Genomic DNA, 25,226 nt, shown 5'->3' with positions numbered 1-25,226 from the left:
AATCAAAAAAAAGCGACGCAGTCTTGGTCATCCTACCAGATTGCGTCGCTTTTTTTAATACTAAAAGCTTTTATCTTCTTTTAAACTTTCTTTGTTCATATACCAATTGGTTACCTGTGTAAGGATGGCAAACATGAAAAAGAAATTCATAGCCCAGACATTAATAAACGGAGCCAACCCGCCAAATTCAATCGTTTCAAGACCTTTTAGCTTCATCACAATCATCGACTCGATAAAAATAAGCACAAAACCAACAACACCAGCAATAGCCGCTCTAATCATATCGTTTCCCCCAGAAATGATTATTTTTTAATTTATGTAAGTTACGAAAGTAGCATTTTTGACAATTTCGTGAACATCTTCCCTTTATTATATTGCAAAAATGGGATTTACAACACCCTGAAAAATAAAAAAAGGCCCTCCCCCACATTTCATTGCATGTGGGTGTCAGGCACCATCTTTATCTTATTTTTTTAATAAATACTACCTTCAAGTAGTCCCCTTCTGGAAATTCTTTGACGGTTTTGAAATCGACGGGAAGTGAAAACTCTTCCAATTGTTTATACCGGCTGCCAGATTCTTTAAAGGCAGCATCGATAAAGCTCTTGAATTTATCCATCCCAAAAGCGCTGCTGTTTGTGGATGCAACAATGGTTCCGTTGTCCGCTGTAATCGCAATCGCTTCGATTAGAAGATTCTTGTAGTCCTTTTCCGCACTAAAGACAAATTTCTTGGACCGGGCAAAGCTCGGCGGATCAAGGATGACCATATCAAACTTCAGCTGTTTCTTGACAGCATATTTAAAGTACTTGAATACATCCTCAACAATAATTGCTTGTGTTTCATGGTCCACACCATTTACACTAAACTGCTCAATCGTTTTACTCTTACTCCGATTGGCCAGGTCTACACTTGTAGTTTTCGTTGCTCCCCCTAGAGCTGCAAACAAGGAAAAAGCCCCCGTATAAGAGAATGTATTTAAAACTGTCTTACCGTTTGCATACACATCTCGGATTGTGCGCCTTACATCCCGCTGGTCTAAAAACACCCCGACCATGGCGCTTTCATTTAAATATATTGCAAAGTTGACGCCATTTTCTTTGACAATAAGAGGGAACTGACCTCTTTCACCTGCGACAAAGTCATCTTCCTCGATGTATTGCCCTTTTTCATCAAAACGCTTTTTCTGATAAATGCCCTGGAATTCAACCAGTTCCTTTAAAGCTTGAACGATATAGTCTCGAAAATGATAGATACCCTTGCTGTACCAAGTTAACAGATAATAACCAGCAAAGTAATCAATCGTCAAACCACCGATTCCATCACCTTCACCATTAAACACTCGAAACGCGGTAGTTTCTGAACTTTGATAAAATGATTCTCTTTCCTTAATCGCTTCTTTTAGCATTTTCTCAAAAAAACGTTGATCAAAAGAATCATTTTCTTTTCTGCTCAACACCCAGCCAAGGCCCTTATTTTGCTTACCATAATAGCCTTTGGCAATAAATATATTTCTTTCGTCGACCAATTTAACAATGGACCCCTCTTCTACGAGGTTGTCCACATTAATGACGGCTTCCTTAGAAATAAGTGGATAGCCGCTTTTAAATTTATTTACAAACTTTGTTTTCACCTTAAGACTGACTTCTTTATTCATCGTGTCATCCCATCTGTTTTTTATCCTATATAAATATTTTAGACAATATCTTGACTTACGAATCAACTGGAGAGCAATAACGTTATCATAACATTAATTCTGCTTGTTCTAAAACAAAACCCGCTACTAATCTAGTAGCAGGTGCGATCATTATTCTTTTAATCCTTAAATGGGTACAGACCATCTCAAATAATTAGGGACATTTTAAATCTTCACAGCTTCCACACAAGTTCACCTTAATTTCTACATATGTTTTTCTTATTATTAAGTCAAGTTAATATGGAAATGGTTCAAAGAGCTCATTTCTTAAAACTTCCCATAATTTTGATTGGTGCTGACACCAATCTATTTTTTTGCCTAAAACTCTCTCCAGTATCACCTGAAAGCCAGCAGCTACTGCTAGTTTGAAGCTAAGTGATCTCGGTCAGCCGCTTTTGGTGGCTGTTCCATCCAACCATGGTCAATCATTATATTAGCTGCATCCTCGACATAAAGCCCGACATCCTTTACAAATCGTGCATACATTCCACCTATATCGTGTCTACCGTTAAGAGACATCCCGTTCCCATAAGCTCTTATTTTCATGGAAAACATGTCGATTTTATGGGCTAACATTAATTTATCTGAAAATGGTGAAATAGTAGAAGTGCTTACTAAATGATCTAAAAGAGGTAGAGCAGGCAAATTTTCTTTATTTAGATGTTGTGAACAATTTACTATATGTTTGTTTGTCATTTCTTTTCCTCTAATAAAAAATTCCTTAATTTGCTCATTCTTGGCGACCTGGCTAAAGCCAATTAATAAAGCTTTGCTTGTTACGTTATTTTCATTATTTAAGTAAAGATGTGTAATTTCTAGAGCATGGAGCGGTCTCACATTCCCTATAAAACCATTTAGATAATTTTGTTTTTTTATAAAATCGACTTTTTCTGGGGTAGGAATAAGTGGTGGCTTAATTAAATAACCCTTAGCCATTAGAGCATTATTGACCTCATTTATTAGTTTAACTGTAGAATTAAGGGTATTGATAAAGAAGTCCCTAATATCTTCTCTTGTCATTATTGGTACCGCAATTGAATAAATGCTTAGTCCTGCTTTACCCGCATACTTTAAGTAATGCAGATAAAACTCATCAGAAAATAACCTTGGGGTATTTAAGTTTACGTCCTCATCTGTAAATCCAATTGGCACAGGAAAGCTTTCTTCAATAAAGATCTTTTTTATTTCTTGTAATATGGATTCACATATATTCAGTGCGTTTTCTACAATTTTTTTGATATCTTGATCCTCAACATGTTGAAGATAGTACATAAGATAACGTTTGGACATGGAATTCCCCATATATGTGACCCAGAGTTTTCCCATTTCAGCAGATGTTAATTTTTCCTTAAATGCTCCCATAACAAATAATCCCCTTAACCTCTTATTTCTACATAGTTTTTTCCTTTAAAATAAAAACTATTCAATTAAACGGGACTTTTGGATATTTCCATCTTCACAACTTCCACATAAGTTCCACCTAAGTTCTACACATTTTTTATTTATGATAAAAGTAACTTAATTAGGAAATGGTTCGAAGAGCTCATTTCTTAAAACTTCCCATTTTGGATTGGTGCCTGACACCAATCTATTTTTTTTGCCCATAATAATGTCAGCCATCACATTATGTGACGGCTGACATTGGAAATAGTTAATGGCCTAGTTTACTCCCACTTGTGTCCAAGCAGATTTAACGGCATTGTACTGTGTGCTGCTTGAGCCATACAAATCAGCTGCAGCTGCAAGAAGAGCCGCGCGTGCGTCGCTAAAATCACTTTGTGGAGCTAAATAAACGGTGAGAGCTCGATAGTAGATTTTTTCAGCGACAGCTGTACCCAGACTTGAAATCGTTAAATAGGCTGCTTTATTGGGAATCCCGCTGTTCGTGTGAACTCCTCCATTATCCGAAGTAGTATTAACATAGCCGCTCATATTCTCTGGTTGTCCATAAAGACTAGGGTTTGATAGACTGCGGAGCGCATCGCCAGCTTTATTAGGCGTGTACACATCTTCCCCTATTAAATAATCGCCTTTATCAAGGAATACTCCGAACGTATCAGAAATGGACTCATTTAATGCACCTGACTGATACTGATACTCTAACCCAGCTGTTCTTTCTGTTACTGCATGTGTTAATTCATGGGCTACGACATCAAGCGCACCTGACAATGAACGGAAGGTAATTCCATCTCCATCCCCATATACCATTTGCGAACCATTCCAGAACGCATTGTTGTAATTCCTGCCATAGTGGACGGTTGAGCGAAGAGTCGCTCCGTTATTATCAAAACTGTTTCTATTAAACGTATTTTTATAATAATCATAGACGACACCCGCATAGAAGTGGGCATCTACATCGGCTCGCTGTGACGTTGCGTTAAAATTATTGTCAGGGTCAACAGAATAATTTCCAGGTAATCGGGATCTATTTAACGCCGTTCTTGTTTCTATGACACCCGTCATTGGCTTAGTAATATCATATAAATAGTACGTACCGCTTGAATAGTAGGTATTAAGCGTTTTCGTATCTCCTAGAACACCGACCCCAGTGCCATCAGCTACTGCATTATAGGAATTTAAAATGTTACCATTTACGGCATCCACATAGACCACCCAGTTTGCAGGATATGGCTGAATAAATTGCAGATTTGTTTTGTAAGCCAGATTAAATTCATTACCATTTTTATAAACAACTAGTTCCGCCTTTTCAACGGTATCTTCTATTTTTTTGCCAGTAGGACCTGCTTCAGCATTGGTGATGGTTTCCTCTTTGGTTACTTTTATAGATTTCCAAGACTGATCAAGGGCAGTTTCCTTGGATAGTTGTGCTTTCAGGGCCCCTTTGAAATAAGAAGATGCTTCTGGGAACACATCACCATTGACTGCTGTAACGATTCCATTTTTATCGGTATGGACCTTAAACTTCGCCCCATCCACCGGAATCCCCTGAATCGATTGAATAAAATTATAGTGAGTGCTACCTAGCCCGTCCGTCTCAACATCGAGTAAAGTTAAATCTTTAGCTGTATCTAACTGATAAAGTGCCTTATTTTCTTTTAAAAATTGCTTAATCCCATCTATGTCTTTATAAACTTTGGTCGATAGTTTCCCATGGACAAAAGATGGTACCGTTTGTCCTTTCTTCCAGTTGACCTTTGCATCCTTACCAAACTGCGACGCGTCTTTCTTAACCGTAACATTGTAAGGAATTGTCTCAGCCGCAGCTGTAATCGGTAGCACAGACCCCATTGTTAATCCCAAAGCTAGTACAAGCGAAGTTCTCTTTTTCATCTCCAACCGCCTCCTAATGATCATTCTGCACGAATTTTCAAAATAATCATAACACGATGAATCCTTTAGGATAATTGGGAAAAAGTGTGGGACATGGTGTCAGGCACCAGCGAAAATATCATCTATTCTATTAAAAATCCAACGTTAAGTTCATTTTTGCGTTGGGAAAATTTATTCGATTATTTTTTGGAGGAATAAACGGTGAAATCCTGATGGTCCAAAAGTTTCAATTTTTTATTAATAACTTCATAGTATCAAAAGGTAATTCATATGCAGTTTAAATAAATAAGAAAAAAACCGACATTTAAAAAATGACAGTTTTCGAAAAAATAGTTGAATATAGTAACTTAAACTTAGTCTCATAGCCCTTAATGATTGCATCCCGATCATCTGCTCGAGGAGGTTCCTCCATCCACCGGATAATAAATACCATTTGGTATTAGAATCCACAAAAAGAGAACATTTATTATACATATACAGGATTTGACAGAACTTTCTTCCCCTTATTCCTAATTTGCGGTTTCTCAATCTATTATCGATCTAATACTTTTATAAATATAATTTTCTCATAATAATCACAAAATAATTGGTAGGGTATACTCATGCACTGGTGTTTTTTTGCGTAAAAAAGCTGCTCTAAAAAACAGAGCAGCTTTAAAACTTATACTTCCTCACTCTTTTTCAATACACTAACCGAACGCTTAAAGAGTGGAATGAGGATAATTACACCCACAATAAAGAGTAGGGCTGACGCTTCGTACATCGCGACAAGCGAAGTTGTTTTCTTCAGCCATCCGCTCGCACTCATGGTAATCACCATGGTCCCCATAAACATCGGGTTTAAAATGCCATTGACTCGACCAATAAAAGCCTCATCTGTATTTTTCAAAATCATCGTATTAATTCCAATGTGAATACAGGGCATAAACAAGCCGCTAATAAATTGCGCGGTCAATGTCAGCCATAACTGCTCTGATAGCCCCATTACAAAAAATCCGAGAGCACTGGCGCTCATTCCAATTGCAAGCAAGATTTGCGGAGGAGTCTTTTTCGCTAACCCCATCGTGAGACCTCCACCTAAAATCATTCCTGCCCCAAACGCTGCCATCAACCATTGCAGCATCTCTTTAGGTAAACCAAGTTGTTCCGTAATGAGGAAAACGGAAAGTGGCTGCGTTAGCCCCAGTCCTAAACCTGCTGCTGCAAAACAGCCACCCAGCAAAGTCAGTGCCCGGCTGTTCCAAACATAACGGAAGCCTTCCTTCATTTCCTCCATAAGTGTGGTTTTTACAGCATTTTCCTCGTTTTCCCGGTCAGGAGGAAGCATAAATAGAATCGCTGCCGAAAGCATAAAGGCAATACCCATAATGGCAATCGCTGCACTAATGCCGTAATGCTGGTAAACAAACGTACCGATAATCGGCCCTAAAATCATAAACAAAGCAAACACCGTTTGGTACATCGACATACCCATTTGAATAAGTTCTTCCTTTACATGAAGCTTGAACAGTTTCATTCCAGAAGGCTGTGAAAACTGTGAAAGAATCGATGATACAAGTGTGGCGAAGAAAATAACTTTCCAGCCCCCAAATACTAGTGTTAACAATACAATAAAGATAGACAGCGCGCTGAGGAAGTCACACCATATCATTGTCCGTTTCGGACGCCATCTGTCAGCAAAGGTGCCTCCAATAAAGGAAAATAGAAAAATAGGCGCGAATTCTGCTACAGAAATAAGCGATACCGCAACCGGATCTTCATTTGTCTGCTCAATAACAAATAACAATATGGAGTAGTTACGTACCCAAATACCGATTTGTAAAAATAATGTCGAGAGCAAGATGGTACGTATCACTCGATTTCTAAATAAATCCCCCATGGTAATGTTTGATTTTGTTTCTTCCATAAAAAAACCTCCTTATCCATTTATCTGGACAGGAGGTACTTCAGCAAAAGGGCACAGTACACCAAGTACCTTCTACTCCCTTTTGTCTATAAAAGCCCGCACTAACCCTATCCAGAAATATGTTCGTATGATGATCCGAATTTTTTCTTTTAATAGGTTTAGTGAATCATTGGCTTTATGGTCACCCTTTCGAATATCGTAGTTTCCATACTACTTTATTCTACGCTAAGAATCAAGAGCGAAGTTTGTCATAAAATGTAAATCAATGAATTTTACCTAAACCTAAAGCTTAAAAATCTTTACTAATGCTTTCATGGACTCGGGACCGCATAACTGCGCAAAATGGTTTTTCAGCTCATGTTTTGCTTCGTCCATTTCTATTTTTCTTTGATCCACGTGGTTATTTTTTGACCAAAAGGCAAGTGTTTCGAAGGATGTACTGCTCCAGCCGTTTTTCTCGCCCGAAACGTTTGTTTTCTCCTTTGTCCCTGAAACAACAATATCCATAGACCCCTGTAATTCCAACAATGCGTTATCAAAAGCCTTTTTCTTTTCTTTGTCTTTCATGCCTGCTTTGGCCCTTAATACTCTTGTGTCTATGCCTTCTTCCTCACTAATTAAAGTAAATAATTCTAAAGCTTCTCTAGAAACAAGACCGTCATTGTAACGTTTAGCCACTGAATACTGTGACCCCAATATCGCACTTACTAAAGGGAGGAGTTCAGAGGAGATTAAAATAGACTTTTTCTTAATGAATTTTCCGTAGGCAGCTACTCCATCAACTGGGAACCTTGCACGCCACATCCATGGATCATCATCCGAACCTGAATGCCAATTCTCTTTCGGAGTGATGCTATCAAGTGATGGGTAGTTAGGTATTAGCGGTGATAATGGAAGTAAACCAACTTCCTTAATGACCTTGACTGCTTCCTCATATGTACTAATTTTATAATCTACCAAACACACCAATCTCCCTTTAATCCGATTTTCTCTTTAATTCCCTATTAGTTTAGGTAAATCCTCTACATTCTAAACTCATAGAAACCATAAAAAAATGATATAATACTAACCATTAATTATATCGTGCAAATAGTATTATCGGGGGTTTGCTAGGAATGTCAACAACAAATAGTTTTTTAGGAAAACAAGCACTTGTTATCGGCGGAAGTATTGCTGGTTTATTCGCTGCACGCATCCTGTCCGACTTTTTTGAAGAAGTGTTAATTATAGAAAAGGACCAAAAGTGCGAAAAACATTTGACCAGAACCGGAGTGCCACAAGGGTCACATGGCCACGCTCTTTTGAAAAGTGGTGAGGAGATTCTCACTGAACTTTTTCCAGGGATTATCGATGAACTGATCGCAGATGGCTCGGTAAAATCAGATTTCACCAGTGAGCTAGCCTGGAATCATCATGGGAGCTGGAAGGTGAAATTCCATGCCGGAATATCAATTATCCAGCAAAGCAGACCCTTCCTTGAATGGCATATCCAGCGCAGGCTCGAGATGATTTCAAATATAAGCTTTTTATATGGTGCCAAAGTGAAAAGGATGCTGATAAATAGTGATTCTACCAGTATCATAGGAGTAGAAATTCAAAAGGATGGAGAAGCAGCCATTCCACTTAACGCTGATTTGGTTGTGGATGCTACAGGGGCTGGGTCAAATTCAACTAATTGGCTCAGACAATTAGGTTTCGATGGTCCCCAAAAAACCGAAGTAAAAGTAAACCTTTTCTATGCCAGTCGCATCTACAGCTCGCTTTCCACCACCCAAAATAAAGACTGGGGTAATTTATTGGTTTACCCTAATCCGCCTAGACAGAATCGTGGAGGGAGTATTTCCCCAATTGAAAATCAGCGCTGGATGGTGACATTACTTGGCTATGGCGTGGAATCACCACCTAGCACGGAAGAGGAATTTATAAACTATGCCAAAAGTCTTGAACAACCTGATGTATATGAAGCAATTAAAAATGGTACACCTGAGACGGATGTCAGCGTTTATCGGTTTCCAGCCTTACGCCGCTTTCATTATGAGAAGCTACAACGTTTCCCAAATGGACTAATTGTTATTGGGGATGCCTTTTGTCGTATTGATCCTGTTTTTGGACAGGGGATGAGCATCGCTGCACTTGAGGCGATTGCTCTGAAAAAGGAACTTCAAAAAGCGTTAAATAAAAATAAGCTTTCACAAATTTCGAAAAATACTCATCGAAGCTTCAGTAAAATCATAGATGTCCCATGGTTAATCGCTTTAACTGAAGACTTTCGCTTCACCCATACCGACGGTGCAAAACCGTTTGGCCTGCCATTACTAAAGTGGTATGTAAAACGAGTGATTTTAGCCTGTGAAAGCAATCAAAAGGTATACGGAAAGCTTATCAATGTACTTCAACTGAAAGCCCATCCAATTAGCTTATTCTCATCTTCCACGTTAAAAGCAGTCCTATTCCAAGTTAAGCGGTAAACTTAAATGGTGTCAGGCACCGTTCGTGGACATTTGTCTACGAGTGGTGCCTGACACCTTTTTAGAATGGCTTGAAAATCATCAGGGCGATGATGATGAGAAAGATCACATTTTCAAGGTTTTCAAATCGAAATAGAATTTTTGATAAGCTCCAATATTCTTCGGGAATTTCTTCTCCTTTGTGCGACGCTAATAGGGCTTTAACTGGTTTTGACCTAGGTGATAAAACGAGTGGTCCAATTGCTAGTGCAGCCAAAAAGAGAAAGAGACTGGTTACATACCATCCCATCCGAAATAGGCTCGGATTGATGACCCCCATGCTCAACCCTGTGATTAATAAAAGCGTGCCGCCGACCATTACAAATATATGTAACTTATGTCTAATCCTATATGAATGTCTTAATTCGGTCATGTTCTTCCCAGATTTGACCACTGTCGTTAATATGAAACCTGGCCCCATCCCCAGGATGGCTGAAAAAATATGTATACATACAAGGATTTTATAGAAAGTAATCAATTGCTGCCAACCTCCATTCGCTCCCATCCCCATTTTATCATATTCTTATTTAATATATTAAAGTGAAATATAGTAGTTTTTGTGGCTACCATTGAATAAACAAATTTTTAAAGTTAACCCTATTTACATACAATAAAGATACAAAGGAGCTTAACTGTGAAACCTTTTGAAATATTTAATATGATTATTGATGAGGAAGCTTATGACCAGGAAGAAGTGACAGCTGATTTTACATACGAAGATCAAGATTACAGTATTACCTTTAAAAAAGGAGACCTTGAACTAGTAAATGCTTGGGTTTTCAAAAATGGCACATCCCTGCCTGCGAATTTATCCGAGAATATTATCGAACGAATAAGGGAGGATGTTAAAAACAAAATTTAGTTTTTATGATTAAAGGTATAGTAACCACAAAAGGTCATCAGAAGTTTACTCTGATGACCTTAGCTTATGCGACTAGTTAAGCGGATGATGGTGGATCATCCAGTTTCTTGATTACTTTTTAATTGAGCGAAAATTTTTTGATAGGCTGAAGCCTCTTTTACCATCCCTTTAGATTGATACATTTTGCTGATTTTTCGTACGGGAGAAGGATTTTGCGGCTGCAGCTCCATTTCCCAGAAGAAGCAATCGATCGCTTGATCGAATTGTTTAAACTCCGCATAATAATCACCCAATTCCATCATCCGATCGGGATCCTCTAATAAATTTACCATTTCACTAATTTTTCTAATCACCTCTAAATCCGGGATTACCTTTTGAATAGGGATAAGTTTTTCATGAACAGTTTTAAGATCATGCTCCTTAAGAAGGATTTCAGCAAATTGAAACACCTTTTGTTCAAATTGCTTGGTCTTTTCAGTATGTGGCAGGTGCTGTAACAATTTAATAAATTCGTCTAAATGTTCTATGACAAAGCTCGGGTCAGAATTTCCCCATATTAAAAGGAGTATAGCATCATAGGAGGCGGGCATGTCATCGATAAAATCTAATATGCATAAGGCAGCTTTCTCATACTTACCGTCTTTAAGCATTTTTTCGACTATAGATTTTGAATCAGGCAGCACTTGAAACGGATTGAGGTTGATTTGAGCTAAAATTAGCATCCATTCTTCCATCGAGACAAAACGTAAAGCAATGCTGGTATATTTTTCAATGGATTCAGCAGCTTTTAGCCTCTTTGCATTTTCTAACCACAGCAATAACTCATCTAAACCGTCTTGTTTTCTTACGATTTCTTCTAATAATATTCGTTCATCTGGATTGGTTCGATTTTTGAAGCAATGTAATTCAACATATAGAGGGTCCTTCATTTGGATTACAGGTAAACTCGAGGAATGGTAAAAATGGTTGTATGAACTAAATTCGAGAGAGGCCAAACGTTCTTGTGCAGATTTTATTGTCGGTGCAAAATCAGCTAACATTTGAATGATTTGAAAGGATTTCATAAATTTCCCGTTTCTTCTAAAGTGGAAGAAAACTTTGTCGATGATCTTAATCAGCTGTTCTTTTTGAAAAAACGAGTCAAGTGTTGTCAGAATGTAGACCATTTCCTGAAGAGAATAATGGATTTGTAATTGAGAAAAAAGGTTATTTTTATTCGGAATGGTGTTGTTTACGTGGGGAATTAATGCGCTTAAGAGCGGATGTGGGGATTCAATAATAATACCTTCATGAAATGCCTTATCTATAAATGTTCCTTCTTCAATCTGATCAAGCTTCTCCCCATATATAAGGGCATTTTTATAATAAATAAGATAATATCTTTCCTGGTCAGCGGTCATTACCTCGATTACTTTGCTTCGTGCGAATACAGCTGCCCTTATTATATTACCCTTTACATTATGTTTTTTATCTTTTATCGACATTTCAGTTGGCATAATTAGTTTTTTATCCATTCACCCTTGCCCCCTATCATAATATACACTTATTAAAGTAATTTACTTTTGTGACTTTATTATAGCATAATCGAAAAAAAGAGTTCCTTTACCAAGGTCCTCTCCTTCCGATTCGAGTCTTACCGACATTATTTTTTAAAAAGCAGATTTACTTCAACTACTAATTCCTTTAGTAATGGGAAGGTTGACTTGTGACCGAGACTGTCAACAATATTTGTGTAGTACCACGCTTGATGTTCTTTGCCGGCGTTAAATATGTTCCACACAGCATCCCCCTGCTGTTCATAATCCTTTAGGATGGAGCGAATGTTATGTAATTTATCGGCACAGGCAACCACACGAATTTCCTCTGATGCTGTCTTTAAAAACTCAATCGTATGTTCCTTTCGCTCCTTCCAGGGAAGCGATTTATCGGGTTCAGAACATCCTTCCACAATGCTAGCAATTCTTAACCCAAATTCCCGCTCAATATCTTTCAAAGTAAGATCTGTGTCTTCAACCGTATCATGCAAAATCCCCGCTGCGATAATGTCATCATCGTACCCAGCTTTCATTAACATCATTCCGACTGTAACCGGGTGCGTGATATAAGGGATGTCGGTATTCTTTCTGCATTGGTTTCGGTGACTTTTACTCGCTATCTGCAGCGCTTTTTCAACTATATTCATTTTTGGGACCTTCCTTTTCACGTTAAATAATATTAGTCATTCGGATTAATAATCGCCAAAACTTGATGGTCTTCCCATTTTCCGTTGATCTTTACATTTTTCATAGCGATTCCTTCTTTATGAAATCCGGATTTCTCTAACACTCGAATGGAACCAATATTATGAGGCATGACACCGGCTTCTATCCGGTGTAATTTCAATTCATTGAATGCATATTTCACAACCAGCTTAGCCGCTTCAGTTGTGTAGCCCTTCCCATTGTGCTTTTCATCTAAAAAATAACCGATGAACGCACTTTGAAGCGAGCCTCTTAGTACTTGAAATAGATTAATAGTACCAATTAAGAGACCATCATTTTTAAAAATTCCAAACGTATATGTCTGATCACTTTTACCATCTTCTTCATACATACGTATCCGGTTCAACTGAGTATCAACCGAATAAAAATCGTCATTTCGTTCCATCGAAAACTTTTCGAAAAAACTTCGGTTTTCGGTTTGTAATGTAAGCAGTGCATGTGCATCTTCTGTGGAAAATGGTCGAATATAGATGTTTTCACCTTTAAGGGTCGAATCTCCCTTTACCGATTTCAAATGCAGAACCATATGTTCATCATTATAATGAATTCCGTTCACTTTTAGGGCATTTTCTTCAAATCCATACACTATAAAACCTATTTGGGTATAAAGATTTTTCGCCTTTTCATTGCTTGCCATCACTGATAAATTAATTTTTTCAATCTCTTCCATCGTTTTAGCTTTATTGATCGCCTCTTCCATTAATGCCTTACCTACGCCTAGTCCTTGTTTCTTGGGCGTGACATACATCGCAAAAATATTTGCTCGATGCCGTATTTTCTCGGCACTTTCTTGAAGTAAGGTGACTACTCCGATTAGTTCTTCATCATCAAATGCACCAAACGTAAAGTTTCCTTCTATGGTAAAGTTACGGGCAACTTGGTCAATGGGATTTTCTCTTTTTATGGCATCCTCATAACTTGTTAAAAATGCCTCTGGATTTTGTTTAAGTGCTTCTAGTCTTAACTTCCAATACCTCTCTGCATCAGATGTATCTAATAATTTAATGTTCAAAATGATCCCCCCTTTAATCCATTTTGTGTTTCTCTATTTACCTAAAATTTACCCACTACAAATTGCTTCTCTTATTAATTCTATAAATATAATTCCATTCCTGTTTATTGCTCGGAAAACGTAAAAAGCCGAGATATCATCTACATCTTGGCTTTTAGGTCCTAAATTATTTTTCTTTGGCAATTTCTGTTCTATTAGGGGCAAGTGGCGGTTGCTCCAACCACTTATTTTGTTCCATTATGTTAAACCACTTTTTGGTTACGTACAAATTTTTTAGAATAATGGTTTCATACGCTGCAACGAGGTCTGATCTCATGGAAGATGCCAAACCTGTCCCATGATAGGCTTGCGCAACTTGTGACAAGAAACCTATATGATACATCATTAACTTATCGGAAAAAGGAGACACTGTTGAAGTGGTTACTTCCGTTTCCATGGAACGAGGAACTGGTAAATGATCTGCCTGCAGGATTTTTGAAAAGGTTGCGATATGCTGCTCAGCCACGTTTTGCGACTTTGTCATAAACTTCCTTACTTCTGTTGATTGAGCAACCTGACTAAATCCAACGCAAAGGGCTTTACTCATCATACTTTTCTTTAGGTTTAAAAAAATACTGATGATTTCAATGGATGCTAAACTTCTCCCTTTTCCAAAAAATCCGTCGATGAAATCATTGCTGGAGATAAACTCAGGGTTCGCGGAAGGATAAATATAAGGGTCGCGCTGGAAATGCCCTTTCTCGAGCAATAGCTCAACGGTTTGGTGGTACATCCTACTTCCATCATTTAAACATGAATCGAAAAAATGGCGTAAATCTGCTCTGACAGAAACACATAAGGATGTTGAATGACCTATAAGCCCATGCAGGGTCATGATATGTAAGTAATTTAAGCAAAATATATCAGTAAATAATCTCTTTGCACCTTTATTGATATCATATTCAGTAAATCCAATCGGAACCGGAAAGCCCTCACTCTCTAAAAAAGCAGCGGCTTGTTTTTTTTGTCCTCCGAAGGTCTGAATGGCATCCTCAAAAAAGGCCTTTATTGATTGATCATCAATAATGGAGACCATATATCTATTTACCACGTCAGTCATCGTTCCATTTATATATTGTCCCCAAAGAGAACCTATTTCGGAAGCTGTGAGTCTTAAATTTCCCTTATCCATATTTTCGCCACCTCAATTGTATTATTTACCAAATGAGCGAGGGTTATGAATTATTTTGTGTTTAAGGTAAACAAATAAAGTGATTGACAAAAACCTACATAAGTTATTGCCCGAAATGAAATGATATAAGCAAAAACAAAGAGGGTAATTACGTGAAAAAGATCCTGATTAGTTTATATATAAGCTTACTTTTCATCTCGGTAAGTGTACATCCACTGACCCCCATTCATGAAGTAAGTGCACAACACAAACCGATTCCCTCCTATGCCAAGTGGGGTGCATTAGCACTAAAGAAAACTCATGAAAAATATCCGCATGCAAAAATAATTGATTATCTCCACATCGGAAGAACGAGTGGACCACAAACCTCCACTGAAAGGTTCAAGCTTTGGTTAAAAGAAAACAATAGAGAATTCGGCGTTTTCATCACAATTGAATTTAACAAGCAGACCGAAAAGGTCCTTAAGATAACTTTTGAGGAGACAGCAAGGTAATTCCTTTTGAAGGTGGATCTAAATGCCTAGTAAGACAGGATTCTATAGGAATTTGGATATTGCTGGCTATGACCTGATTGATAAAAAATAAGAACATTATTAAAAACCAAGTAAACCACTAAGAAAAGTTTCTACTTAGTGGTTTTGTTTATAAATAGTAAGCCCTAGTGCATAATTTCCATTCTTAGGAACAAACTATATTAATCCAGTTACTATCGGAGTGAATAATATGCATAATTCATATTGGTATTATGCTTTACTGGTTCTCAGCACTTGTGTATTTTGTATTATACTATTCAAAAAAAGAAATACGCAAACTCTATTCCTATTATTAACTATGATTGGTATGGGCTATATTATTGAAACCATTATCTTTAATTTCTTAGGAAGCTATGAATACGACCCAAATTTTATCCAGTATAATACATTTTATGACAGCAATTTAGGGGCATTCGTCTCCAATACCTTTTCTTTACCCGTCGTTGCCACCTTAATAGCGATCTTGCACTTAGGGTGGATTTGGATGGTTTTCTTTTCAGGGGTATTTGTCGGGATTGAATGGTTATTTTTAAAGCTTCATATTTATACCCATAATTGGTGGAGGTTAGCATATACTGGGTTTGGACTCCCCTTTTATTTTGCGATGTCTAAAGTTTATTATAAATGGATTAAACACCCTTCAAAAGGGCTCAAACATTATTGGATGCTTTATTTAATCACTGGATCCATTTCTGCTAGTACCCATATTCTGCCGATCATCTTTTTCTCGAATCGAATATACACTCCTGGGTGGTTTGAAAATTCTGGACGGGATTCGATTGCCTTAGCAGCTATTTTCTATTTATGTGAAAGTCTGTTTTATTGTCTAATGACTAAATTTAGCTGGAAAAAGAAGTGGAGCAAATATATCTTAGCAGGATTACTTATGTTTGCGGTGAACAAAGTTCTGATCCGAGTTGGAGTCCTTCATAGTTTGGTATGGTGGGACCAGCCGTACTATGTGGGGCTATCTTTATTACTTACCCTTATTACGGGGATTGTTAATAAAAGATTGTTTAGGGTCCCCTATAAAGAGGAAGCATAAAAAAGCTGTAAAATATTTATATATTACAGCTTTTTTTGAAAGGGAAGGACAATTAGCAATTAATCATTTGGCCCAAACACTCTATTTCTGATATCCAGTGTTTCCCTCATTTCTATTCGTTTCTCTAGCGTGGTTCTCATCCCTGGTTCAAGTAATTCACATTGGGAAAGTTCACGCATTTCCTCAATGTTTTGTTTCTTAGCATGATAATTTGATTGCACTTTTGAATGGTCCATTGTGGATATGGTCGGTCAACCAAAGTATACCTCTGCCCCTCTTCAACAAAACCATCGGATTCTTTGCATCTTTATTTCCGATCGTTATCGGTAAACCAACAAAAACTTGTTTTAGAAAAATACTCATCTTAATTTCCTCCTAAAAATACTGCCAATATTTTCAATGTATGTATTTATTCATGCATCTGTAATATTGCCTCTTCGTCATGTGTCCTATATTTAATGGGCATTTTTTAGATTATTTTTATTAAATCCGCTAAGAATAATGAATACACCTTCCTGTGTTGTCATGACTTTATTAAAAAAAGCGCTTGCATTTTTTAATATGTATTCTATAATACTTGTATACAAGTATACTCGTATAACAAGAAGGTGAATCAATGACAGAATCAAAGGAATTCTTATTTCCCGCAAAATGGCTTTTAAAAGCTTCTGCTGGTGAACGTGTTACATGTGAGCTTAGAATGCGAATAATTTCCGGCCTTATTGAAAGCGGTACCACCCTATCAGAAAATAAATTAGCTGCCGACTTTGATGTGAGCCGTTCCCCTATTCGGGAAGCATTAAAAACTCTTGCGTCAGAAAATTTGATCCGTTTAGAAAGAATGGGTGCCGTTGTAATTGGTTTCACCATTAAAGAAATAGTAGAAATTTATGAAGTCCGATTAATGATAGAAACATTTGTATATGAACGGCTTGTGAAATTAGACACCAGAGAGTTAGTTAAGGAACTGAGTAAAATACTCGAGATGATGAAAATTGCCATCAAATATCATGATGCCGATGAGTTTTCATATCAGGATGTCTTATTCCATGAAACAATTATTCGAGCGATTAATCATTCCTACATCATGATGATCTGGAATAATGCAAAACCTGTAATGGAAGCTTTCATCCTATTGGCGATGCGGGCTCGCTTCGAGGAAAAATACGATGACTTTCCACGTATTGTGGACAATCATCAACTTTATATTGATGCGATCGATGCGAAAAATAGAGACCTGATGATTCTCTCTTTGCATCAAAACTTTGATGATGTTGCAGGAAAAGTAGAAGACCTTTGGAGGTCTCAACTAATGCTTTACAAAGGAGTTGTGCAGGAATAATGACAAACTATATGTTAGGGTTAGACATCGGTACAACAAGCACAAAAGCTGTTTTATTTACTGAAAAAGGCGAAGTCATCCAACAAGAGAATATCGGTTACCCACTCTATACTCCTGATATTTCGACAGCCGAACAAGACCCAGAAGAGATCTTTATGGCTGTGGTACAAGCCATTTCGAGGATCATGAAACAACATCCTCAAAAAGAGATTTCATTCATCTCATTTAGCAGTGCGATGCATAGCCTCATTGCCATGGATGAAAATGACCAACCGCTGACACCTTGTATTACTTGGGCAGATAACCGCAGTGAAGCCTGGGCACATAAAATAAAAAATGAATTAAATGGGCATGAAGTCTACAGACGAACAGGAACGCCGATTCACCCGATGTCACCATTGAGCAAAATCACTTGGATTGTGAATGAACGTCCTGAAATAGCCGAAAAAGCAAAAAAATATATCGGAATAAAGGAATATATATTTAAAAAGTTCTTTGACCAGTATGTAGTCGATTATTCCCTTGCTTCTGCCATGTGCATGATGAATCTCAAAGAATTGGATTGGGATAAGGAAGCATTAGAAATCGCCGGGATATCACGTGAGCAATTATCTAGGCTCGTGCCAACCACCGAGATTTTTACAAACTGTAATCCAGAATTAGCAAAACAAATGGGCATTGATCCTCTAACTCCCTTTGTAATTGGTGCAAGTGATGGCGTCCTTTCCAATCTTGGTGTAAATGCGATTCGAAAAGGTGAGATTGCCGTAACCATTGGGACAAGCGGGGCAATTCGAACCATCATTGACCAGCCGCAAACCGATGAGAAAGGTAGAATCTTTTGCTACGCATTAACGGAAAAACATTGGGTTATCGGCGGGCCAGTAAACAATGGCGGGATGGTCTTTCGCTGGATTAAGGATGAGTTTGCAGCTGCAGAGGTAGAAACCGCGAAAAGACTAGGAATTGATCCATATGAAGTATTAACCAAAATTGCAGAAGGTGTAAAACCGGGGTCAGATGGATTGTTATTCCATCCATATCTTGCTGGTGAACGTGCTCCCTTATGGAATCCGGACGTGCGTGGATCCTTTTTCGGCTTAACGATGGCACATAAGAAGGAACATATGATTCGATCTGCGCTCGAAGGTGTTATTTACAATTTATACACCGTATTTTTAGCATTAGTTGAATGTATGGAGGGGCCAGTGACTCGAATCCAAGCAACTGGTGGCTTCGCAAGGTCAGAAGTTTGGCGTCAAATGATGTCTGATATTTTTGACCTGGATGTAGTCGTTCCAGAAAGCTACGAAAGTTCTTGTCTCGGTGCTTGTATCTTAGGCCTATATGCTACCGGGAAAATCGAATCCTTTGAAGTCGTTTCTGAAATGATTGGCAGTACCTACAAACATACACCTAAAGAAGAGGCTGCAACAGAGTATAGACAATTATTGCCGATCTTTATTAATTTATCGAGAGTATTAGAAGAAGACTATACACGAATTGCCAACTATCAACGAAGTATTATTAGAAAAGCGTAAGTCTCCATTTAGCGGCTGCCACTAGCCGCTTGGCTGCTTACTTTCATATTGTTTTAAAATCATTATGAATTTTTTGGAGGAATTATTATGCCATTAGTCATTGTCGCCATTGGAATTATCGCATTACTTATTTTAATCATGGGCTTAAAATTAAACACTTTTGTCTCACTCATCATCGTCTCGTTCGGCGTAGCTTTAGCACTTGGAATGAAACTAGATGATGTTGTCACAACCATTGAAGCTGGATTAGGCGGAACACTTGGTCATTTAGCATTAATCTTCGGACTCGGAGCGATGCTAGGTAGGTTAATTGCAGATTCTGGGGGCGCACAACGAATTGCCATGACCCTAGTCAACAAATTTGGAGAAAAAAATATTCAGTGGGCTGTAGTCGTATCCTCATTCATCATTGGTATTGCATTATTCTTTGAAGTTGGACTCGTGTTATTAATCCCAATCGTATTTGCCATTTCAAGACAATTAAAAGTTTCTATTTTATATCTCGGGATTCCGATGGCAACAGCATTATCCGTAACACATGGTTTCTTACCGCCACACCCAGGACCAACCGTCATCGCTGGTGAATATGGTGCCAATCTTGGTGAAGTATTACTTTATGGTTTTATTATTTCGATTCCAACTGCCATTATTGCTGGACCTATTTTTACAAAGGTTGCTAAAAAAATGGTACCTGCTTCATTTACAAGAACTGGTAGTATCGCCTCTCTAGGTGAACAAAAAACATTTAAACTTGAAGACACACCAGGTTTTGGTATCAGTGTATTTACCGCCATGCTTCCTGTTATTTTAATGTCAATTTCTACAATTATTACGTTGCTTCAAAAAACAATGGGCTTTGCAGATAATACTGGACTTGCAATTATCCGTTTTATTGGCGGCGCCTCTACTGCGATGGTGATCTCCTTATTAGTTGCTATCTATACCATGGGCTTGGCAAGAAAAATTCCGATCAAAGATGTAATGGATTCTTGTACATCAGCCATTAATGCTATTGGTATGATGCTCCTCATCATCGGGGGCGGCGGTGCTTTCAAACAAGTATTGATTAATGGCGGTGTAGGTGACTACGTAGCCGAATTATTTAAAGGTACTTCCATATCACCGATTTTACTTGCATGGATTATCGCAGCAATTCTACGAATTGCCTTAGGATCTGCCACTGTTTCAGCATTAACAACTGCTGGTTTAGTTATCCCAATGTTGGGTCAATCAGATGTTAATCTTGCATTAGTCGTCCTTGCTACTGGAGCGGGTAGTTTAATCCTGTCACACGTTAACGATGCTGGTTTCTGGATGTTCAAAGAGTATTTTGGTTTAAGCATGAAAGAAACATTCGCAACATGGACATTACTTGAGACAATTATTTCCGTATGCGGATTAGCATTTATTCTATTACTAAGTTTATTCGTTTAATAATCGTGACCAGCAGCAGAAATTTTATACATCTGCTGCTGCTTAGTTATCTAAAGGGCAGGATCCCCCCTCTTATACTTAGAATCCACTAAGTATTAAAGCGGCGGATTTACTGCCTTTTATTTTTATAAAAAGGAGAAGGAAGTTAAATGGACAATACAATTGGAGTTATTGGTTTAGGTGTAATGGGCAGCAACATCGCTTTAAATATGGCGAACAATGGGGAAAAAGTAGCGGTCTATAATTACACCAGAGATTTAACAGATAAACTTTTACATAGAATTGATAATCAACAAATCGACCCGTACTATGACGTGCAAAGTTTTGTTCAGTCCTTAGAAACCCCAAGAAAGATCTTTCTTATGGTCACAGCTGGTGCGGCGATAGATTCTGTGATTTCTTCGTTAGTTCCTTTTCTTGACCAAGGTGATATGATCATGGACGGCGGCAACTCCCATTACGAAGATACTGCCCAAAGGTATGATGATTTGAAAATTAAAGGAATCGATTATTTAGGGATTGGTATTTCCGGTGGTGAAGTAGGCGCATTAAATGGCCCGTCCATCATGCCTGGCGGAGATAAAGAAGCATATGAAAAAGTTGCGCCCATACTTACAAAAATAGCTGCGCAAGTCGATGGGACCCCATGTTGCACATATATTGGTCCAAAAGGTGCAGGACATTATGTGAAAATGGTCCATAACGGAATTGAGTATGCAGATATGCAATTGATTGCCGAAGCCTATACCTTTTTAAGGGATAGGTTACAGTTATCTGTGAATGAAATTGCTGATATCTTTGGAACATGGAATCAGGGTGAACTGAAAAGTTACCTAATCGAAATCACGGCAGAAATTTTAAAGAAAAAAGATGAAAAAACCAGCTTACCACTGATCGATGTCATCCTTGATAAAGTAGGGCAAAAAGGCACAGGTAAATGGACAAGCATGCAAGCGATAGATAACGGTATCCCCCTATCAATCATTACCGAGTCATTGTTCGCCCGGTATGTATCTTCATTAAAAGAGGAACGGGTAATCGCAGAAAATATATTAGCAGGCGCAGGAATGGACCATCAGGCTTTAGATAAGGATTTATGGATTGAGTACGTTAGACAAGCATTATATATGGGGAAAGTTTGCGCCTATGCCCAAGGTTTTACACAATATAAAATGGCTTCTGATCTCTATGACTGGAATTTACCATTAGAAGAGATTGCACTTATTTTCCGGGGTGGCTGTATTATTCGGGCCGAGTTTTTAAACGTAATCAGTGAAGCCTATCAGAATCAGGTAAATCTGAAGAATTTATTAATCGCACCATTTTTCGCTGAAAAAACAAAAGAGTATCAATCAGGACTGAGGAAAATGGTATGCGAGGGTATTAATTCCGGTATCGCCTTTCCATGTTTAAGTACTTCCCTTTCTTATTTCGATAGTTACCGAAACGGCCGTTCAAATGCCAACCTTTTACAGGCACAACGGGATTATTTCGGTGCCCATACGTATGAGCGAACTGATATGGAAGGAGTCTTTCATACGGACTGGAACTAATAGATTGAGGTATGCCACCTCCTTTCCGAACCATTAAAGGCCTATGCTCGAAATTGAGTATCGGCCTTTGGTTTTCTTTTTTAAATAGAATAATCCGCAGGGATAAAGACCTTTAGTTGTTTTGGTTTTACAAACACTTCTTCCCCTGACTTTAGATCGAGGCTTCGAAATTGCTCCTTTCTTAATTCCACTTCCAGGAACTCGCCATTATCTTTTCGAATCAGTTCAAGTTGGACGGAGGCTCCGACTAAATGAATATAATTAATTTTTGCAGCAACTGAATCAAGGCTAGCCTCTCTTTCGATACTTATATCATGCGGTCGAACGTAACCGACTGCCTCGGTATTCTCTGTTGCGGAGAATTCGGGTGCATCGACTTCAAAATTACCGTGTCGTAATTTCCCTTTATGGAGGCGCCCTTTAAACAAATTAACATTCCCTAAAAAGTGATAAACAAAAGGACTGTTTGGATTTTCATATACTTCCTCTGGCGTGCCGATTTGCTCAATCTTCCCTTCATTCATCACGACAACTCGGTCGGCAACATCCAGCGCTTCCTCTTGGTCGTGCGTCACAAAAATGCTTGTAATCTGGTAGTCATCATGGAGCTTTCTAAGCCATCTGCGAAGATCTTTGCGGACTTTGGCATCTAACGCACCAAATGGTTCATCTAACAAGAGAACCTTGGGCTCAACAGCCAGTGCTCTCGCTAATGCCACCCGTTGCCGCTGGCCGCCGGACAAATGGGATGGGTACCTATCAGCAAAGGACTCTAGTTTTACTAGCTTTAGTAATTCCATGACCTTTTCTTTAATTTCGTTTTTGGAAGGACGTGTTTTTCTTGGCCGAACTTTTAATCCATAAGCCACATTTTCAAAAACAGTCATATGACGAAACAAAGCATAATGCTGGAAGACAAATCCTACTTTCCGCTCCTTTGTACTGATATGGGTCATGTCTTCTTCTCCGAACAAAATGGCTCCCTGATTCGCACCTTCTAAGCCTGCGATGATTCTTAGAAGTGATGTTTTCCCAGAACCAGATGGACCAAGAAGAGCGACGAGCTCCCCTGTTTGAATATCAAGATTAATTTGGTCGAGGGCTTGAAAGTTTCCAAATGATTTTGAGATATTTTGAATTTGAATGCTCATCTTAGTGAACTCCTTCTCCAGGTTCAAATGATTTTTTTGCTTTCCATTCAATGACATTTTTTACAACCAAGGTGATGATGGCAAAAAGTGACATTAAGGAAGCAACCGCAAATGCCGCGGAAAATTGATATTCATTGTATAAAATTTCAATATGGAGCGGCATCGTATTTGTCATTCCGCGGATATGTCCTGAAACGACTGAAACAGCTCCAAACTCCCCAATTGCTCGAGCACTACAGAGAATAATCCCATATAATAATCCCCATTTAATATTCGGCAGAGTTACCAAAAGGAATGTCTTCCAGCCGCTCGCACCCAGTGTCAAGGATGCTTCCTCATCGGCCGTCCCCTGAGTTTGCATTAATGGAATGAGTTCCCGGGCGACAAAGGGCAATGTCACTAAAAGTGTGGCAAGGGCGATTCCAGGCACTGCGAAAATAATTTTGATATTATGGTCGATTAACCATTGTCCAAATAAGCCATGCGCACTAAATAATAGAACAAATACCAATCCGGCGATGACTGGGGAGATGGCAAATGGCAGATCAATAATCGTAATCAGTAGACTTTTTCCCTTAAAATTGAACTTGGTTACGGCCCAGGCGGCTGCCACGCCAAAGATGGCATTAAGTGGCACGGTAATCAAGGTAATGACCAAAGTTAACTTGATTGCAGATAATGCATCTGGATTGCTAACGGCCTCTAGGAAAACGGCTATACCCTTATCAAAGGCTTTTATAAAAATGGCAACCAACGGTAATACCAAAAACAAACCTAAAAATGCTAATGCGAGTGTGATTAGTAACCAGCGTACAAGTCGCGGTTCTGAATTGCGGGTTGTAGTTTGAAGCGGTGTACTGGAATATTGGATTGGAACATTTCCGGCCATAGGTACCTCCTTCTGGATCAAAAAATCGATCCTTTTTTGGTTGCTAATATTGATTCGCTGATATATGGCTTAGTTTCGCTGATAAAAGGTAATATTCCGCTAATAAATTTTATATTTCGCTTTGTGACAGATGTTTGTTTGCGGAAATACCAAGTTTGTTTGTGAAACCGATAAAACCTCCTCTAACACTAGTTATCTCTAAATAAATTTCCGATTCGTCCACCACTGCAATACATTAATAATAAGTAGCATCGTAAAGGAAAAAATCAACATAACGGCTGCTATCGCTGTAGCACCGGCGTAATCATATTGTTCTAACTTGGTCATGATTAGCAGCGGAGTTATTTCTGTCTTCATCGGCATATTCCCTGCAATAAAGACGACCGAGCCATATTCCCCAAGCGCCCGGGCAAAGGCAAGCGCGAACCCCGTTAGTGCAGCTGGCAGGATTTCTGGAAAAATAACTTTTACAAATGTTTGTGATCGGTTTGCTCCTAAACTAGCTGATGCTTCTTCGATTTCTTTTTCCAAGCTTTGCAGGACGGGCTGAACGGTGCGCACCACAAAGGGCAGCCCGATAAATGTTAATGCTAATGTAATACCGAGCGGAGTAAACGCCACTTTAAAACTTAAAAACTGCCCAACCCAGCCATTTTCCGTATACAAGGTCGTTAAGGCAATCCCGGCAATCGCTGTTGGTAAGGCAAAAGGCAAATCAACTAGCCCATCAATGATTCTTCTACCAAAAAACTGATAACGTACCAGCACCCATGCGATTAGTACGCCAAAAATAACATTAATAAAAGCGGCGAAAAAGGCGGCACCAAAACTCAGTTTATAGGAGGCAACCACCCTCGGATCAGAAATGGTTTCCCAAATTTTCGGCCACTCGACGGTCATCGAATGAATAAATATCATGGATAATGGCAGAATGACAAGGATGCTTATATAAAACATCGTAAATCCGAGCGAAAGGCCGAATCCCGGCAGCACACTATTTCTTTTCACTTTTAAATTTTCTAAACGAGCCAT

Annotated in this window: 24 protein-coding genes and 1 pseudogene; 8 read left to right on the top strand and 17 right to left on the bottom strand. The window is 38.5% G+C overall.

Annotated elements, in window-relative coordinates; translation table 11 throughout:
* Window positions 1-60: 60 nt before the first annotated feature.
* The 6 genes from ACSU6B_RS07965 to ACSU6B_RS07940 form a co-directional block, all read right to left on the bottom strand.
* Window positions 61-282 carry a hypothetical protein gene (locus ACSU6B_RS07965; RefSeq protein WP_098930381.1) on the bottom strand — a complete coding sequence of 74 codons (222 nt, stop codon included), beginning with the start codon at window positions 280-282 and terminating at the stop codon, window positions 61-63.
* Window positions 283-460: 178 nt separating this feature from the next.
* Window positions 461-1,657, bottom strand: coding sequence for a class I SAM-dependent rRNA methyltransferase (locus ACSU6B_RS07960; protein ID WP_410884165.1), 1,197 nt, complete (start codon window positions 1,655-1,657; stop codon window positions 461-463).
* A 399-nt stretch (window positions 1,658-2,056) separates the two neighbouring features.
* On the bottom strand, window positions 2,057-3,058 hold the full coding sequence (locus ACSU6B_RS07955) for a DUF3231 family protein (RefSeq protein WP_410884163.1): 1,002 nt from the start codon (window positions 3,056-3,058) through the stop codon (window positions 2,057-2,059).
* A 297-nt stretch (window positions 3,059-3,355) separates the two neighbouring features.
* Window positions 3,356-4,987, bottom strand: coding sequence for a M4 family metallopeptidase (locus ACSU6B_RS07950; protein WP_410884161.1), 1,632 nt, complete (start codon window positions 4,985-4,987; stop codon window positions 3,356-3,358).
* Between the two features lie 661 nt (window positions 4,988-5,648).
* Window positions 5,649-6,893, bottom strand: coding sequence for an MFS transporter (locus ACSU6B_RS07945; RefSeq protein WP_410884159.1), 1,245 nt, complete (start codon window positions 6,891-6,893; stop codon window positions 5,649-5,651).
* 282 nt (window positions 6,894-7,175) lie between these two features.
* The gene (locus ACSU6B_RS07940; protein WP_410884363.1) at window positions 7,176-7,859 is read right to left on the bottom strand and encodes an AlkZ-related protein; all 684 of its coding nucleotides are present in this window, start codon (window positions 7,857-7,859) and stop codon (window positions 7,176-7,178) included.
* A 149-nt stretch (window positions 7,860-8,008) separates the two neighbouring features.
* On the opposite strand from ACSU6B_RS07940, the gene ACSU6B_RS07935 reads away from it, so the two are divergent.
* Complete coding sequence (locus ACSU6B_RS07935) at window positions 8,009-9,361, top strand: FAD-dependent oxidoreductase (protein WP_410884157.1); 1,353 nt, start codon at window positions 8,009-8,011, stop codon at window positions 9,359-9,361.
* Between the two features lie 61 nt (window positions 9,362-9,422).
* On the opposite strand, the gene ACSU6B_RS07930 is transcribed toward ACSU6B_RS07935, so the two are convergent.
* On the bottom strand, window positions 9,423-9,905 hold the full coding sequence (locus ACSU6B_RS07930; protein ID WP_251032753.1) for a DUF2269 family protein: 483 nt from the start codon (window positions 9,903-9,905) through the stop codon (window positions 9,423-9,425).
* A gap of 129 nt (window positions 9,906-10,034) precedes the next feature.
* On the opposite strand from ACSU6B_RS07930, the gene ACSU6B_RS07925 reads away from it, so the two are divergent.
* Window positions 10,035-10,262 (top strand): hypothetical protein, encoded by a 228-nt coding sequence (locus tag ACSU6B_RS07925; protein WP_410884155.1) that lies wholly within the window; start codon window positions 10,035-10,037, stop codon window positions 10,260-10,262.
* A gap of 95 nt (window positions 10,263-10,357) precedes the next feature.
* On the opposite strand, the gene ACSU6B_RS07920 is transcribed toward ACSU6B_RS07925, so the two are convergent.
* From ACSU6B_RS07920 to ACSU6B_RS07900, 5 genes and pseudogenes are all read right to left on the bottom strand, one after another.
* Window positions 10,358-11,776: a tetratricopeptide repeat protein gene (locus ACSU6B_RS07920; protein WP_410884153.1), complete on the bottom strand. Its 1,419-nt coding sequence runs from the start codon at window positions 11,774-11,776 to the stop codon at window positions 10,358-10,360.
* A 128-nt stretch (window positions 11,777-11,904) separates the two neighbouring features.
* Window positions 11,905-12,444, bottom strand: a complete 540-nt coding sequence (locus tag ACSU6B_RS07915; RefSeq protein WP_410884151.1) for an HD domain-containing protein — start codon at window positions 12,442-12,444, stop codon at window positions 11,905-11,907.
* Window positions 12,445-12,476: 32 nt separating this feature from the next.
* Window positions 12,477-13,049 (bottom strand): GNAT family N-acetyltransferase, encoded by a 573-nt coding sequence (locus ACSU6B_RS07910; RefSeq protein ID WP_410884361.1) that lies wholly within the window; start codon window positions 13,047-13,049, stop codon window positions 12,477-12,479.
* Window positions 13,050-13,058: 9 nt separating this feature from the next.
* Window positions 13,059-13,535, bottom strand: a pseudogene (locus ACSU6B_RS07905) (GNAT family N-acetyltransferase); the annotation flags it as partial.
* Window positions 13,536-13,701: 166 nt separating this feature from the next.
* The gene (locus ACSU6B_RS07900; RefSeq protein WP_410884149.1) at window positions 13,702-14,706 is read right to left on the bottom strand and encodes a DUF3231 family protein; all 1,005 of its coding nucleotides are present in this window, start codon (window positions 14,704-14,706) and stop codon (window positions 13,702-13,704) included.
* A 152-nt stretch (window positions 14,707-14,858) separates the two neighbouring features.
* On the opposite strand from ACSU6B_RS07900, the gene ACSU6B_RS07895 reads away from it, so the two are divergent.
* Together ACSU6B_RS07895 and ACSU6B_RS07890 are read left to right on the top strand one after the other, a co-directional pair.
* On the top strand, window positions 14,859-15,200 hold the full coding sequence (locus ACSU6B_RS07895; protein WP_410884147.1) for a DUF3889 domain-containing protein: 342 nt from the start codon (window positions 14,859-14,861) through the stop codon (window positions 15,198-15,200).
* 229 nt (window positions 15,201-15,429) lie between these two features.
* Entirely contained in the window at window positions 15,430-16,284 is an 855-nt protein-coding gene (locus tag ACSU6B_RS07890) for a hypothetical protein (protein ID WP_410884145.1), read from the top strand.
* Window positions 16,285-16,343: 59 nt separating this feature from the next.
* Here ACSU6B_RS07890 and ACSU6B_RS07885 read toward each other — a convergent pair whose 3' ends face one another.
* On the bottom strand, window positions 16,344-16,463 hold the full coding sequence (locus ACSU6B_RS07885) for a hypothetical protein (RefSeq protein ID WP_410884359.1): 120 nt from the start codon (window positions 16,461-16,463) through the stop codon (window positions 16,344-16,346).
* Window positions 16,464-16,482: 19 nt separating this feature from the next.
* Window positions 16,483-16,647 (bottom strand): hypothetical protein, encoded by a 165-nt coding sequence (locus tag ACSU6B_RS07880; RefSeq protein WP_410884143.1) that lies wholly within the window; start codon window positions 16,645-16,647, stop codon window positions 16,483-16,485.
* 253 nt (window positions 16,648-16,900) lie between these two features.
* On the opposite strand from ACSU6B_RS07880, the gene ACSU6B_RS07875 reads away from it, so the two are divergent.
* The 4 genes from ACSU6B_RS07875 to gnd all read left to right on the top strand — a co-directional run bounded on the left by ACSU6B_RS07875 (window position 16,901) and on the right by gnd (window position 22,154).
* Window positions 16,901-17,626: a GntR family transcriptional regulator gene (locus tag ACSU6B_RS07875; RefSeq protein WP_410884141.1), complete on the top strand. Its 726-nt coding sequence runs from the start codon at window positions 16,901-16,903 to the stop codon at window positions 17,624-17,626.
* Entirely contained in the window at window positions 17,626-19,167 is a 1,542-nt protein-coding gene (gene gntK / locus ACSU6B_RS07870; protein WP_410884139.1) for a gluconokinase, read from the top strand. Before ACSU6B_RS07875 ends, gntK begins: the two co-directional genes overlap by 1 nt.
* An 87-nt stretch (window positions 19,168-19,254) precedes the next feature.
* Window positions 19,255-20,601 (top strand): GntP family permease, encoded by a 1,347-nt coding sequence (locus tag ACSU6B_RS07865; RefSeq protein ID WP_410884137.1) that lies wholly within the window; start codon window positions 19,255-19,257, stop codon window positions 20,599-20,601.
* Window positions 20,602-20,750: 149 nt separating this feature from the next.
* Window positions 20,751-22,154: a decarboxylating NADP(+)-dependent phosphogluconate dehydrogenase gene (gnd, locus tag ACSU6B_RS07860; RefSeq protein WP_410884135.1), complete on the top strand. Its 1,404-nt coding sequence runs from the start codon at window positions 20,751-20,753 to the stop codon at window positions 22,152-22,154.
* An 80-nt stretch (window positions 22,155-22,234) separates the two neighbouring features.
* Here the strand turns inward: gnd and ACSU6B_RS07855 are convergent, their stop codons facing one another.
* From ACSU6B_RS07855 to cysT, 3 genes are all read right to left on the bottom strand, one after another.
* Window positions 22,235-23,305 carry a sulfate/molybdate ABC transporter ATP-binding protein gene (locus ACSU6B_RS07855; protein ID WP_410884133.1) on the bottom strand — a complete coding sequence of 357 codons (1,071 nt, stop codon included), beginning with the start codon at window positions 23,303-23,305 and terminating at the stop codon, window positions 22,235-22,237.
* 1 nt (window position 23,306) lies between these two features.
* Window positions 23,307-24,194 carry a sulfate ABC transporter permease subunit CysW gene (gene cysW / locus ACSU6B_RS07850; protein WP_410884131.1) on the bottom strand — a complete coding sequence of 296 codons (888 nt, stop codon included), beginning with the start codon at window positions 24,192-24,194 and terminating at the stop codon, window positions 23,307-23,309.
* A 198-nt stretch (window positions 24,195-24,392) separates the two neighbouring features.
* On the bottom strand, window positions 24,393-25,226 hold the full coding sequence (cysT, locus tag ACSU6B_RS07845) for a sulfate ABC transporter permease subunit CysT (RefSeq protein WP_410884129.1): 834 nt from the start codon (window positions 25,224-25,226) through the stop codon (window positions 24,393-24,395).

The organism is Neobacillus sp. C211, assembly GCF_051842875.1.
Classification (GTDB): domain Bacteria; phylum Bacillota; class Bacilli; order Bacillales; family Cytobacillaceae; genus Neobacillus.
This window is presented reverse-complemented; position numbering and strand designations above follow the sequence as displayed.

Bases quoted from the DNA above. Each gene is read 5' to 3' on its own strand.
- ACSU6B_RS07965 (WP_098930381.1), bottom strand. From the start codon at position 282: ATGATTAGAGCGGCTATTGCTGGTGTTGTTGGTTTTGTGCTTATTTTT.
- ACSU6B_RS07960 (WP_410884165.1), bottom strand. From the start codon at position 1,657: ATGAATAAAGAAGTCAGTCTTAAGGTGAAAACAAAGTTTGTAAATAAA.
- ACSU6B_RS07955 (WP_410884163.1), bottom strand. From the start codon at position 3,058: ATGGGAGCATTTAAGGAAAAATTAACATCTGCTGAAATGGGAAAACTC.
- ACSU6B_RS07950 (WP_410884161.1), bottom strand. From the start codon at position 4,987: ATGAAAAAGAGAACTTCGCTTGTACTAGCTTTGGGATTAACAATGGGG.
- ACSU6B_RS07945 (WP_410884159.1), bottom strand. From the start codon at position 6,893: ATGGAAGAAACAAAATCAAACATTACCATGGGGGATTTATTTAGAAAT.
- ACSU6B_RS07935 (WP_410884157.1), top strand. From the start codon at position 8,009: ATGTCAACAACAAATAGTTTTTTAGGAAAACAAGCACTTGTTATCGGC.
- ACSU6B_RS07930 (WP_251032753.1), bottom strand. From the start codon at position 9,905: ATGGGAGCGAATGGAGGTTGGCAGCAATTGATTACTTTCTATAAAATC.
- ACSU6B_RS07920 (WP_410884153.1), bottom strand. From the start codon at position 11,776: ATGGATAAAAAACTAATTATGCCAACTGAAATGTCGATAAAAGATAAA.
- ACSU6B_RS07915 (WP_410884151.1), bottom strand. From the start codon at position 12,444: ATGAATATAGTTGAAAAAGCGCTGCAGATAGCGAGTAAAAGTCACCGA.
- ACSU6B_RS07910 (WP_410884361.1), bottom strand. From the start codon at position 13,049: ATGGTTCTGCATTTGAAATCGGTAAAGGGAGATTCGACCCTTAAAGGT.
- ACSU6B_RS07900 (WP_410884149.1), bottom strand. From the start codon at position 14,706: ATGGATAAGGGAAATTTAAGACTCACAGCTTCCGAAATAGGTTCTCTT.
- ACSU6B_RS07890 (WP_410884145.1), top strand. From the start codon at position 15,430: ATGCATAATTCATATTGGTATTATGCTTTACTGGTTCTCAGCACTTGT.
- ACSU6B_RS07885 (WP_410884359.1), bottom strand. From the start codon at position 16,463: ATGCGTGAACTTTCCCAATGTGAATTACTTGAACCAGGGATGAGAACC.
- ACSU6B_RS07880 (WP_410884143.1), bottom strand. From the start codon at position 16,647: ATGAGTATTTTTCTAAAACAAGTTTTTGTTGGTTTACCGATAACGATC.
- ACSU6B_RS07875 (WP_410884141.1), top strand. From the start codon at position 16,901: ATGACAGAATCAAAGGAATTCTTATTTCCCGCAAAATGGCTTTTAAAA.
- gntK (WP_410884139.1), top strand. From the start codon at position 17,626: ATGACAAACTATATGTTAGGGTTAGACATCGGTACAACAAGCACAAAA.
- ACSU6B_RS07865 (WP_410884137.1), top strand. From the start codon at position 19,255: ATGCCATTAGTCATTGTCGCCATTGGAATTATCGCATTACTTATTTTA.
- gnd (WP_410884135.1), top strand. From the start codon at position 20,751: ATGGACAATACAATTGGAGTTATTGGTTTAGGTGTAATGGGCAGCAAC.
- ACSU6B_RS07855 (WP_410884133.1), bottom strand. From the start codon at position 23,305: ATGAGCATTCAAATTCAAAATATCTCAAAATCATTTGGAAACTTTCAA.
- cysW (WP_410884131.1), bottom strand. From the start codon at position 24,194: ATGGCCGGAAATGTTCCAATCCAATATTCCAGTACACCGCTTCAAACT.
- cysT (WP_410884129.1), bottom strand. From the start codon at position 25,226: ATGGCTCGTTTAGAAAATTTAAAAGTGAAAAGAAATAGTGTGCTGCCG.